Source organism: Cupriavidus pampae (genome assembly GCF_914271485.1).
In the GTDB taxonomy this organism is placed as follows: Bacteria; Pseudomonadota; Gammaproteobacteria; order Burkholderiales; family Burkholderiaceae; genus Cupriavidus; species Cupriavidus pampae.
Window position 1 is genome coordinate 516,026 of sequence record NZ_CAJZAG010000003.1, and the last position, 12,508, is coordinate 528,533.

Here is a 12,508-nt window from a genome sequence, read left to right on the forward strand (position 1 = left end):
GCGGTCTTTCCTGTTTATCCCGCACTGCAACAAGGGGCATTCGGGCCGGTCAGAACCACGCCTTCAGGGTGTTGCCGATGCTATGCCAGAAGCTGTCGGGGATCCATAGCAGACTGCCCGTCATGGCCAGATAGCGCAAAAACTTGCCAATCGCCATGTAACCGAGGCTCGGCCAGAACGACAGACGAAGCCAGCCGGCCAATGTGCACAATGGATCACCAACAACAGGCAACCACGACAGCAGCAGTGTCGGCGGACCGAGCCGGCGCATCCAGCGAAAGTATTTGGCGTCCAGCGCGGGCTTGCGCGGCTTGCGGGGATGGCGCTGATGCTGGGCGTGCTCGGCCTCGTGCTGCCGGTGCTGGCGCCGCAGGTGGTAGCGCACGAGCGCGAGCTTGGCCCAATAGCCGAGCCACCAGTCGATCGCCCCACCAATCGTATTTCCGGCCGTCGCGACGAGGATCGCGGGCCAGAACATGTCCGGGTTCAGCTTGATATAGCCGAACACCGCCGGCTCGGAGCCGAGCGGCAGCAGCGTGGCCGAAATCAGGCTGATCAGGAAGATTGCCGGCAGCCCCACCTTCGGGAGGGCCACCATGCCGAGCAGCGAATCGAGGAACGCTTCCATATAAGAAATACCGGCTGAATACAGGTGGCACGGGAGGTTCGCCGCCACACATCGAGGTGCCCAAACGGTGAGCAACACTCATAGCGATACCGTGCAATTTGTGATTAACTGTTAGAGCCAGTTGCGGTCAAACGTTCACCGCTCATCACCCGGCAAGCACCAATATCACGAAATAGCCGTAGCAACCAAGCGGCAGTACAGCGTCGTGGCCAGTCCCGCGCAGTCATGTGTTTGGGATGCCGGTATTGGCCATGCGCGTCACCCACATGGAGACAAGCATGGCGATTCCGATCCGCCTGACGGTCAATGGCAAGCCCGTTGACGCGCAGGTCGAACCTCACACCCTCCTCGTCCAGTTCCTGCGTGAAACCCTGCGTCTGACCGGCACCCATGTGGGTTGCGACACGGCGCAGTGCGGCGCGTGCACGGTGCATATGGACGGCCGCGCGGTCAAGGCCTGCAACCTGCTTGCGGTGCAGGCGGACGGCATGCAGGTGACCACGATCGAGGGCTTGTCGGACCACGGCGAACTGCACCCGATGCAGGAAGCGTTCCGGGAGTGCCACGGCCTGCAATGCGGCTTCTGCACGCCCGGCATGGTCATGGCCGCCACCGCGCTGCTGCGCGAGCGGCCCAATGCCGATGCCCAGGCGATCCGCGAACAGCTCGAGGGCAACCTGTGCCGCTGCACCGGATATCACAACATCGTGCGCGCGGTGCAGCAGGGGCAGGCCATGATGCAAGCGCCGGTCGCGGCGGAATAAGGGGAGCGACGCCATGAACGCACCCGAGAGACACCCGCTGATCGGCACGCCGGTCCGGCGCAAGGAAGACTATCGCTTCCTGACCGGCAACGGCCAGTACACCGACGACATCGTGCTGGCGCACCAGAGCTATGCATGTTTCGTGCGCTCGCCGCATGCGCATGCGCGCATCCGCTCGATCGACACTACCGAAGCACTGGCCGCGCCCGGCGTAATCGCCGTGCTCACCGGCGAGGATATGGCAGCCGACAAGGTCGGCGGCCTGCCCTGTGGCTGGCTGATCCACAGCATCGACGGCACGCCAATGAAGGAGCCGCCACATCCGGCGCTCGCGCATGGCAAAGCGCGCCACGTGGGCGACCAGGTGGCCGTGGTGATTGCCGAGACGCTGCAGCAGGCGCGTGACGCGGCCGAGAAAGTGGACGTCGACTACGAGCCATTGCCCGCGGTGGTGGCGCCGGCCTCCGCCGCGCAGTCGCAGACGCTGGTCCATGACGACGTGCCCGACAACACGTGCTACACGTGGGGCCACGGCGACAAGGCGGCGACCGATGCGGCGTTCGCCAGGGCCGCGCATGTGACCACGCTGGAGATCGTCAACAACCGGCTGATTCCGAATGCGATCGAGCCGCGCGCGGTCAATGCCAGCTATCAGCGCCAGGACGACAGCTACACGGTCTACGTGGCCAACCAGAATCCTCACGTCGAGCGCCTGCTGATGGGTGCGTTCGTGCTCGGCCTGCCCGAGTCCCGGCTGCGCATCATCGCGCCCGACGTCGGCGGCGGCTTCGGCTCGAAAATCTTCCTGTATCCGGAGGATGTCGCGCTGACGTGGGCCTCGAAGAAAATCGGCCGCCCGGTCAAATGGACCGCCGATCGGTCGGAGTCGTTCCTGACCGACGCCCACGGCCGCGACCACGTGACGCGTGCCGAGCTCGCGATCGATGCCGATGGCCATTTCCTTGCGATGCGCGTGCATACCGTCGCCAATATGGGCGCGTATCTGTCCACGTTCGCGAGCAGTGTGCCGACCATCCTGTATGCGACGCTGCTGGCCGGCCAATATGCGACGCCGGCGATCTATGCGGAAGTGCACGCGGTGTTCACCAACACCGCGCCCGTCGACGCGTATCGCGGCGCGGGCCGGCCCGAGGCCACGTACGTGGTGGAGCGGCTGGTCGAGACCGCCGCGCGCGAGCTCGGGACCGATCCGGCCGAACTGCGCCGCAAGAACTTTATCCGCGAGTTTCCGTATGCGACCCCGGTGGGGCTGACCTACGACACCGGCGACTACGAGCCTTGTCTGGCGCGCGCGCAGGAACTCGCCGACGTGGCGGGCTTCCCGGCGCGGCGCGAGGCATCGAAGCAGCGCGGCAAGCTGCGTGGGCTCGGTTACTCGTGCTACATCGAGGCGTGCGGGCTGGCGCCATCGAATGTCGCGGGCGCGCTCGGGGCGCGCGCGGGACTGTTCGAGGTGGGCGAGATCCGCGTGCATCCGACTGGCACCGTGACCGTGTTCACGGGGTCCCACAGCCATGGCCAGGGGCACGAGACCACCTTCGCGCAGATTGTCGCGGACCGGCTCGGCATCGCGCTGGACGCGGTGGAGATCGTGCACGGCGATACCGGCCGCGTGCCGTTCGGCATGGGCACCTACGGTTCACGCTCGCTCGCGGTGGGCGGCTCGGCGATCATGAAGGCGCTCGACAAGGTGGAAGCCAAGGCGAAGAAGATTGCCGCGCATCTGCTGGAGGCGTCCGATGTCGATATCGAGTTCAGTGACGGCGTGTTCCGCGTGGCCGGCACCGATCGCACCAAGACGTTCGGCGAGGTGGCACTGACGGCTTACGTGCCGCACAACTATCCGCTAGACAAACTCGAACCGGGCCTCAACGAAAACGCGTTCTACGATCCGACCAACTTCACGTATCCATCGGGCGCGTATATCTGCGAGGTGGAGGTCGACGCGGATACCGGCGAGTCGCAGGTGGTGCGCTTTACCGCGGTGGATGACTTCGGCAACGTGATCAACCCGATGATCGTCGAAGGGCAGGTCCACGGTGGCATTGGCCAGGGACTGGGCCAGGCGATGCTCGAGCAGTGCGTGTACGACGAGGACAGCGGCCAGTTGCTGACCGGCTCGTATATGGACTATGCAATGCCGCGCGCGGGCGATCTGCCGGACTTTACCGTGGAGACCGCCAAGGGCACGCCATGCACGCACAACCCGCTGGGCGTGAAGGGTTGCGGCGAGGCCGGCGCGATCGGTTCGCCGCCGGCGTTTATCAACGCGCTGGTCGATGCGCTCTCGCCGCTGGGCGTGCGCGATATCCAGATGCCGGCGACCCCTCACCGTGTGTGGCAAGCGATCCAGCGTGCCGCGCAGCAGTCCACTACCGCCTGAGCGAAAGGAGCACGACATGTACGCATTCCAGTACGAACGCGCGGCCGATGCCAAGGCGGCCGTGGATATGTTGAAGGCCGACGGCGAGGCGCGCTTCCTCGGTGGCGGGCAAAGCCTGCTGGCCTCGATGAAGCTGCGGCTGGCTTCGCCTTCCACGCTGATCGACGTCACGCGGATCCCGGGCATGTCGGCGATTCGCATGGAGGGGGACGAACTGGTGATCGGCGCCGCCGCGCGCCATGCCGATGTGGCCAGCAACCCAGAGGTCATGCGCCGCATTCCGGCGCTTGCCGTGCTCGCCAATGGCATTGGCGATCGGCAGGTGCGCGCGATGGGCACGCTCGGCGGCTCGCTGGCCAATGACGATCCGGCCGCGGACTATCCGGCGGCGGTGCTCGCGCTCAACGCGATCATCGTCACGGATCGGCGCAATATCGCCGCGGACAATTTCTTCAAAGGCCTGTTCGAGACGGCGCTCTCGCCCGACGAGCTGATCACCGCGGTGCGGTTTCCGCAGCCTGATCAGGCGGCCTACGTGAAATTCCGCAATCCGGCGTCGCGCTTTGCGCTGGTCGGCGTGATGGTGGCGCGCACCGGCAAGACCGTGCGCGTAGCGGTGACCGGCGCGGCCGACAAGGTGTTTCGCGCGCCCGCGCTGGAGCAGGCCCTGTGTGCCGCGTTCACCCCGGCCGCGGCGCGCGCGGTGCGCATGGACCCGTCGGGGCTCGGCGCGGACCTGCATGCATCGGCCGAGTATCGCGCGCACCTGATCCCGGTGCTCGCGAGCCGTGCGGTGGAACAGGCGTTGAAGGGATAGTTGCGGTTGCACCCCTCTCCCGGTGGGAGAGGGGGACATAATCGGCTACGCCTATGCTGCCTGCTTCCATCGACGACACGATCGCGCTGCTGGCGCGTCAGCAATACTTTGCCGATCGCGAGACGGCCACTGTGGTCTACCTTGCGCTGCGCATGCAGCGGCCGCTCTTCCTCGAAGGCGAGCCCGGCGTGGGCAAGACCGCGCTCGCGCAGGCGATGGCGGACGGACTCGGCACGCGGCTGCTGCGCCTGCAGTGCTACGAGGGCCTCGATATCGCGAGCGCGCTCTACGAGTGGGACTATCCGCGCCAGATCATGGCGCTGCGACTGGCCGAAGCGCGCGGCGAACGGCCCGCGCAGCAGTCGCTCTATCACGACGATTTCCTGCTCAAGCGGCCCCTGCTGGAGTCGCTGCTGCCCGATGCAGCCGCGCCAAACGTGCCGCGCGTGCTGTTGATCGACGAGATCGATCGCGCCGACGAACCGTTCGAGGCGTTTCTGCTCGAAGTGCTGGCCGACTATCAGGTGTCGATTCCCGAGATCGGCACCGTGCGCGCCGAACGGCCGCCGTTGATCATCGCCACCTCCAATCGCACGCGCGAGGTGCATGACGCGCTCAAGCGGCGCTGCCTGTATCAATGGATGGGTTATCCGGGCCGCGAGCGCGAGTTGCAGATCGTGGCCGCGCGTGCGCCCGAAGCCGCCGCCGCACTGCAGCAGCAGGCCATCGATTTCGTGCATCGCCTGCGCGGCATCGACCTGTTCAAGGCGCCGGGCATCGCCGAAGCCATCGACTGGTGCCGCGCGCTGGCGACGCTGGGCGTCACGGAGCTCGATCCACAGTCGGTACGCGACACGTTGGGCGTGCTGCTCAAGTATCAGGACGATCTGGCGCGCGCCGATGGGCCGACCATCGCCGACCTGCTCGCGCGGCCCGCCTCATGACCGGCATGGATGCGCGTGCGCGTGAACCCGCGGATGGCATTGCCTTGCCCATGCTGGCGCGCAACGTCACGCATTTCATGCGGCTGCTGCGCGACGCGGGCTTTGGGCTATCGCCCGCGCATGCGGTGGATGCGCTCGAGGCGCTGCGGCACGTCGAGATCGGCCAGCGCGACGAGGTGCGCGCGGCGCTGGCGGCGCTGACGTTGTCGGGCCCCGATCAGCGTCCGCTTTTCGACGCGGCCTTCGATCTGTTCTGGCGCGACCCCGACTGGGAGGGCAAGCTGCGCGCGCTGCTGCTGCCACGCGTGGATGCCGGTGCCCCGCCGCCACGACGCAGCAACCGTCTGGCCGATGCGTTGGCCGCGCGCACACCCGAGGCGCCACCGCGGCCGCAGCCGCCCGCCGCGGAAGAGCGCATCGCCATACCGTTGACGTTCTCCGCGCAGGAGCGCCTGGCGCAGCGCGACTTCGAAACGCTCGATGCCGAGGAATGGCGCGCATTGCAGCATCTGATTCGCACGCGGCGCGCGCATCTGGGTCTGCAGCGCACGCGTCGTCTGCGCGCGGCCACCCACGGTACGCACGCGGATCTGCGCGCGAGTGCAAAGCTTGCGGTGCGCCAGCATGGCGAATGGCTGCGCTGGAAGTATCGCCAGCATGCCGAGCGCAAGCTGCCGATCGTGCTGTTGCTCGATATCTCGGGCTCGATGAGCCAGTACTCGCGCGCGGTGCTCTACTTCTGCCACGCGCTGATGCAGTCGCGCGAGCGGATGCATGTGTTTCTGTTTGGCACGCGCCTGACCAATGTCACGCGCGCGCTGCGCGAGCGTGACCCCGACGATGCGGTGCGGCTGATCACCGAACAGGTGCGCGACTGGGCCGGTGGCACGCGCATCGGCACCGCGCTGGCCGAGTTCAACCGGCACTGGGCGCGGCGCACGTTGTCGGGACGCGCCACGGTGCTGCTCGTGACCGACGGTATCGACTTAGAGGACATCGACCTGCTCGACGCCGAGATGGCGCGGCTCGCGCGCTTTGCGCATCGCATCGTGTGGCTCAATCCGCTGCTGCGCTATGCCGGGTTTTCGCCACAGGCGCGCGGCATGCAGGCCATCCTGCCGCATGTGGATGCGCTGCGCGCCGCGCACAACCTGGACAGCCTGCTGCAGCTGGAGACGCTGCTCGCGCACGCCACGGATCGCACAACGGATCACCCCACGGATCACATCAAGGCGGATAGACAACGCCAGAAGAGGCCATCATGGAAATGAATCAGACCCAGCGCCTGCCCGTGCCGCGCGACATCGCATGGGCCGCGCTCAATGACCCTGAACTGCTCAGGCAATGTATCCCCGGATGTGAGAGCATCGAGCCCGATGGCGACAATGCGTGGCAGCTGGCGCTGACGGCGGCGGTCGGGCCTGTGAAAGCCCGTTTCAAAGGCCGTATGGCGCTACAGGATATTCAGCCGCCCGAAAGCTATACCATCGCGTTCGATGGCCAGGGCGGCGCGGCCGGCTTCGGCAAAGGCGTGGCGCGGGTGTCGCTGGCACCCGATGGTGACGAAACGCTGCTCACCTATGCGGTGACCGCGCAGGTGGGCGGCAAGATTGCACAGATCGGCTCGCGGCTGATCGATGCAGCCGCGCGCAAGATGGCCGATACTTTCTTCGTGCGCTTTACCGAGGTGGTGAGCGGTAGCGATGCGGAAGCGGACACGGAAGCGGCAAATACGGACAACGATGCCGGCGGGCAGGCGGATGGCGCCTCTACCGCCGGAGAGCAACAGGAAGGGAAGCGGAAACGATCATGGACAGCGTGGATCTCGAAGCCTTGAAGAGCAGCGTGCGGTGGCAGGCCGAAGGCCATCGCGTGTTGCTGGTGACGGTGGTACGGACGTGGGGCTCGTCGCCGCGGCCTGAAGGCGCGATGCTGGCGGTGCGTGACGATGGCCTGGTGGTAGGCTCGGTGTCGGGCGGCTGTATCGAGGACGACATCATCGATCGCGTGCGGCGCGAGGGCATTCGCAGCGATCGGCCGGAAGCGGTCAAGTACGGCGTCAGTGCCGAGGAAGCTCACCGGTTCGGGCTGCCGTGTGGTGGCACGATCGAACTCGTGACGGAACCGCTGTCGGCCATAAGCGGGATTGGCGAGCTGCTGGCCGCGGTGGAGTCCGGGCGGCTGGTCTCGCGCCGCCTCGACATGGCCACGGGGCGTGCGACGCTTGGTTCCGCCCAGGTCACCGATGGATTGGGGTTCGACGGCGACACGCTGCTGACGATTCACGGGCCGCGTTATCGCATGCTCGTGATCGGCGCGGGTCAGCTTTCGAAGTATCTGTGCCAGATTGCGGTGGGGCTGGGGTTTCAGGTGACCGTGTGCGATCCGCGCGAGGAGTACACCGAGACGTGGGATATTCCGGGCGTGTCGATGGTCCGCACGATGCCCGACGATACCGTGCTGGCGATGCGGCTCGACGAGCGTTGCGCGGTCATTGCGCTCACGCATGATCCCAAGCTCGATGATCTGGCGTTGATGGAGGCGCTGCATACGCCAGCGTTCTATGTTGGCGCGCTGGGTTCGCGCCGCAACAATCAGGCGCGACGCGAACGGCTCAAGGAGTTCGATGTCACCGAGGCCGAGCTCGCGCGTCTGCATGGGCCGGTTGGCATTTATATCGGCAGTCGCACGCCGCCCGAGATTGCGATTTCGATTCTGGCCGAGGTGATCGCGGCCAAGAATCATGTGTCGCTGCCGGACATTCTTCAGGTGGAAGGCGCGAAGGCCGCGCGCGAGATCGCGGCGGGCGAGGCGGAATGTCCCATTACGCCCGCCGGCTCGGCGGTGGCCTGAGCGCATGAGTGCCGCACCGCTGATCCTCACGGACCTGCCCACGGGCGTGCTGCTTGCCGCGGGCTTCGGCCGACGGTTCGATGCCACCGGCACGCGCAACAAGCTGCTACAGACGCTGCCCGACGGCCGCACGGTCGCGTGGCGCAGTGCGCGCACGCTGGCCGTGGCATTGCCCACGACGATTGCGGTGGTACGACCCGGGCAGGACGAACTGGCGGCGCAACTGCGCCATGCCGGTTGCCGCGTGATCGAAAGCGCCGCGGCGGAAGCTGGCATGGGGGCCGCGTTACGCGACGCGGTGGCCGCGACCCCGGACGCGCGCGGCTGGGTGGTGGCGCTGGCCGATATGCCGTGGCTGCCGATCGAGCTGGTGCGCGCGGTGGCGCTGACGATTACCGCACCCGACACGATTGCCGCGCCGTGGCGCAATGGACAACGTGGGCATCCGGTAGGTTTTGGCGCTGCGTGGCGCGAGGAGCTGCTGAAGCTCGAAGGCGATGAAGGTGCGCGCGCGCTGCTGAAAACGCAGCCGGTCACGCGCATCCTTACCGAGGATGATGGGGCGTTTCGGGATATTGATTTGCCCAAGGATCTGGCTTGACCCGTGTGCCCTCACCCCCGGCCCCTCTCCCCGAGGGAGAGGGGAGAAAACAATGGGTTAATTAACCTTTCACCCTCTCCCCCGGCCCCTCTCCCTCCAGGGAGAGGGGAGCAAACCAAGGGCATGCGGCACGCCTGCCCTTCCCGGCGGGAGAGGGTTCACGGCGAGGGCGGCGGGCGCATCAGTCCGCCACCACTATCCCTTCAACCGTTTTCCGTTTCCGCCAGCGCGCGCAGGAACTCGCTGCTCCACCAGTGCACGTCCTGCGCGCGAATGCGTTCCAGCAGTTTGGCATGTCGCGTGCGGCGTTCCGCCAGCGGCATATGCAGTGCCTGCTGAATCGCCTGCGCGGTTGCGCGGAAGTCGTATGGATTCACCAGCAACGCTTCCTTCAGCTGCTCGGCGGCGCCCGCGAAGCGCGATAGCACCAGCACGCCCGGATCGTCGGGGTCCTGCGCGGCGATAAACTCCTTGGCCACCAGGTTCATGCCATCACGCAGCGGCGTGACCAGTGCCACGCTGCTGGCGCGGCACAGCCCCGGCAAACGCTTGCGCGCGGTCGAGCGGTGGATGTAGCGCACCGGCATCCAGTCGAGCTCGCCATACTCGCTGTTGATCGCGCCCGTAATGCCCTCCATATCGCGCCGCAGATCGGCGTACGCATCGACCGACTCCCGCGACGGTGCCGCGATCTGGATCAGTGTCGCGCTCGCGCGGTTCTCCGGATACTCGGCCAGCAGCGTCTGAAACGCCTTGAGACGTTGCGGCAAACCCTTCGAATAATCGAGCCGGTCGATGCCCAGCAACAACCGACGCCGCGCATACTGGGCACGCATCATCTCGTACGTCTCGCGCGAATCGTCGCCCTTGCCGAGTTCGATGAATTCATCCACGTCGATGCCGATCGGAAACGCCTGCGCACGCACGGTGCGATGGAACGCGCGAAAGCGATACTCGCCCATCGGCTCGGCCCCCGCTTCGTCCTGCGCGTAGCGCGCGAAATGATCGACATCGGCCTGACTCTGGAAGCCAATCAGGTCATACGCGAACATCGCGCGCATCAGCCATTCGTGCTGCGGAATCGCGGCGAGGATCAGCGGCGGCGGCAACGGGATATGCAGGAAGAAGCCAATGCGCTGCCCACAGCCAATCGCCCGCAATTCGGCCGCGAGCGGAATCAGGTGATAGTCGTGAATCCAGATCACATCGTCGGGCTTCAGCAGCGGCGCGAGCTTGCGCGCGAACAGCTGGTTCACGCGCCGGTAGCTGTTGAGGTTGCCACCGGAGTCGAAGTCCGCGAGATCCAGACGATAGTGGAACACCGGCCATAGCACGCCGTTGCTGTAGCCAAGGTAGTACGCGTCGTAATCCTCACGGCTCAGATCCACCGTGGCCAGCGTCACATTGCCGGCCTGCTGCAGATGGAGTTCGCCTTCGCCGGGCGTGCCGCCCTGATTGATATCAATGGCTTTGCCGCTCCAGCCAAACCACAGGCCGCCAGTCTTGGAGAGCGCCTCGGAGAGCGCGACGGCCAGACCGCCTGCCGCATGATTGCGCGGATCGGCGACCCGGTTGGATACCGCTACAAGTCTTCCCATTGGCTCTTTATTGTTTCGTTTCGCTGCGTCAATGCGTGTGGTCGCTCCCGTTTTACGGTTGGCCCAGGGAGGCTTCGGGCTACATCCTTGTCAATGCGCCGCGACTCAGATCACGGTGTCCCACGGCGCGGACAGGCGCATCGCACCGTTGATCAGGCCGACCATCGAATACGTCTGCGGGAAATTGCCCCACATCTCGCCAGTGACCGGATGCGTGTCCTCGGACAACAGGCCGAGCGGATTGCGCGCGGCAAGCATCGCCTCGAAGATCTCGCGCGCCTCGTCGCGGCGGCCGATGCGCGCGAGCGCATCGATACGCCAGAACGTGCAGATATTGAACGCGGTCTCGGGCTTGCCGAAATCATCGGGGGCTTCGTAGCGGCGCATATAGGGGCCATCGCATAACGAATCCTCGAGCGCCTTCACCGTCGCGATGAAACGCGGGTCGCGCGGGTCGATGAAATTGACCTCCGCCATCAGCAGCACGCTCGCATCGAGCTCCTTGCCGCCGAAGCTCTCGGCAAACGACTGGCGCGACTCGGACCACGACTCGGCCAGGATCTGCGTCTTCATGCGATCGGCATGATCGCCCCAGTAGACCGCGCGCGCGGGCTGTTCGAGCTTGAGCGCAATCTTCGCGAGCCGGTCGCAGGCTGCCCAGCTCATCAGCGCCGACGACGTATGGACACGCGCGCGCGTGCGCAACTCCCACATACCGGCATCGGGTGTGCCGAACACACGCACGGCCTGCTCGCCCACTTCCTCGAGCCGGTGGAATTCGGCGGCACCGCCGCGATGCAAAAGCCGGTGATCATGAAAGGCCTGCGCCGCGCCGAGCACCACGTTGCCGTACACGTCGTGCTGGAAGTGCTCCTGCGCCTGATTGCCCACGCGTACCGGACCCATGCCGCGATAGCCGCAGAGATGATCGAGCATGCTTTCGGGCAATTCGCGTTCGAGCCCGATGCCATAGAGCGGCTGGATATGCCCGTCCTGCGATTGCATCACCACGTTGGAGAGCCAGCGCAGGTAGTCCTCCATGGTGCCCACTTCGGACAGGCTGTTGAGCGCGCGCACCACAAAGAACGCGTCGCGCAGCCAGCAGTACCGGTAGTCCCAGTTGCGGCCGCTGCCGGGCGCTTCCGGAATGCTCGTGGTCATGGCCGCGACGATCGCGCCAGTCTCCTCGTACAGCGACAGCTTGAGCGTGATGGCCGCGCGAATCACCGCGTCCTGCCATTCGCGCGGTACCGCCAGGCGGCGGCTCCACAGGCGCCAGTACGAGGTGGTCTCCTGTTCGAAGTCGCGCGCGGTTTCTTCCACGCCCTGCGCGAGCGTCTCGTCGGGACCGAGGATGAAGTTGTACCCACGCGTGACGAGGAACGGCGTGTTCGACATCACGTAGGCCAGCGGCGCGTCGGTGGTCATGCGCAGCGTGGTGCCATCGCCGACGTAACGCACATGGCTGCTGCCGCGCGTGATTTCGGGCTTGATGCGGCCCCACTGGAAGCGCGGCGCCACAGTCACGCGCACACGCGGCGCGCCGCGGATCGGACGAATGCGGCGCACCAGCGTGATCGGCCGGAAATAGCGACCCAGCCGGAAGAAGCGTGGCGCGAAGTCGGTGATCTCCAGGCAGTTGCCGTGCTTGTCGATCAGCCGCGTGTGCAGCACGGCCGTGTTCGGCTCGTACCACTGTGTCGCTTCCTGAAAATCCTCGATCTCGATCGAGAAATGCCCGGCGTTGTCGCTCGGGTCCAGTAGCGCATTGAAGACGGGGTCGCCATCGAAGCGCGGCAGGCACATCCACACGACGCGGCCGCGCCCGTCGATCAGCGCCGAAAACGCGCAGTTGCCGATCATGCCGAGCGAGAGCGAAGCATCGGCGACGCGACTGGA

General features: G+C 66.1%; 11 protein-coding genes. 8 read left to right on the forward strand and 3 right to left on the reverse strand.

What is annotated here, in order from left to right:
• Positions 1 to 49: 49 nt before the first annotated feature.
• The gene (locus LDO41_RS10015) at positions 50 to 628 is read right to left on the reverse strand and encodes a YqaA family protein (protein WP_223985994.1); all 579 of its coding nucleotides are present in this window, start codon (positions 626 to 628) and stop codon (positions 50 to 52) included.
• A gap of 278 nt (positions 629 to 906) precedes the next feature.
• On the opposite strand from LDO41_RS10015, the gene LDO41_RS10020 reads away from it, so the two are divergent.
• The 8 genes from LDO41_RS10020 to LDO41_RS10055 are packed head-to-tail and all read left to right on the forward strand — an operon-like array spanning position 907 to position 9,011.
• Positions 907 to 1,392, forward strand: coding sequence for a (2Fe-2S)-binding protein (locus LDO41_RS10020; protein WP_223985997.1), 486 nt, complete (start codon positions 907 to 909; stop codon positions 1,390 to 1,392).
• Positions 1,393 to 1,405: 13 nt separating this feature from the next.
• The gene (locus LDO41_RS10025) at positions 1,406 to 3,796 is read left to right on the forward strand and encodes a xanthine dehydrogenase family protein molybdopterin-binding subunit (RefSeq protein ID WP_223986000.1); all 2,391 of its coding nucleotides are present in this window, start codon (positions 1,406 to 1,408) and stop codon (positions 3,794 to 3,796) included.
• A 16-nt stretch (positions 3,797 to 3,812) separates the two neighbouring features.
• Complete coding sequence (locus LDO41_RS10030) at positions 3,813 to 4,613, forward strand: FAD binding domain-containing protein (RefSeq protein WP_223986004.1); 801 nt, start codon at positions 3,813 to 3,815, stop codon at positions 4,611 to 4,613.
• A gap of 53 nt (positions 4,614 to 4,666) precedes the next feature.
• Positions 4,667 to 5,557, forward strand: coding sequence for an AAA family ATPase (locus tag LDO41_RS10035; protein ID WP_223986007.1), 891 nt, complete (start codon positions 4,667 to 4,669; stop codon positions 5,555 to 5,557).
• A complete protein-coding gene (locus LDO41_RS10040) occupies positions 5,554 to 6,828 on the forward strand; it encodes a vWA domain-containing protein (protein ID WP_377741857.1) in 1,275 nt (424 codons plus the stop codon). The genes LDO41_RS10035 and LDO41_RS10040 overlap by 4 nt, the downstream gene beginning before the upstream one ends.
• Positions 6,819 to 7,394, forward strand: a complete 576-nt coding sequence (locus LDO41_RS10045) for a CoxG family protein (protein WP_223986010.1) — start codon at positions 6,819 to 6,821, stop codon at positions 7,392 to 7,394. Before LDO41_RS10040 ends, LDO41_RS10045 begins: the two co-directional genes overlap by 10 nt.
• On the forward strand, positions 7,367 to 8,410 hold the full coding sequence (locus LDO41_RS10050) for an XdhC family protein (protein WP_223986013.1): 1,044 nt from the start codon (positions 7,367 to 7,369) through the stop codon (positions 8,408 to 8,410). Before LDO41_RS10045 ends, LDO41_RS10050 begins: the two co-directional genes overlap by 28 nt.
• Positions 8,411 to 8,414: 4 nt before the next feature.
• Positions 8,415 to 9,011, forward strand: coding sequence for a nucleotidyltransferase family protein (locus LDO41_RS10055; protein WP_223986017.1), 597 nt, complete (start codon positions 8,415 to 8,417; stop codon positions 9,009 to 9,011).
• Positions 9,012 to 9,214: 203 nt separating this feature from the next.
• Here LDO41_RS10055 and LDO41_RS10060 read toward each other — a convergent pair whose 3' ends face one another.
• Both LDO41_RS10060 and LDO41_RS10065 read right to left on the reverse strand, forming a co-directional pair.
• Entirely contained in the window at positions 9,215 to 10,609 is a 1,395-nt protein-coding gene (locus LDO41_RS10060; protein WP_223986019.1) for an alpha,alpha-trehalose-phosphate synthase (UDP-forming), read from the reverse strand.
• 105 nt (positions 10,610 to 10,714) lie between these two features.
• Positions 10,715 to 12,472 (reverse strand): glycoside hydrolase family 15 protein, encoded by a 1,758-nt coding sequence (locus LDO41_RS10065; RefSeq protein ID WP_223987010.1) that lies wholly within the window; start codon positions 12,470 to 12,472, stop codon positions 10,715 to 10,717.
• Between the last annotated feature and the right edge of the window lie 36 nt (positions 12,473 to 12,508).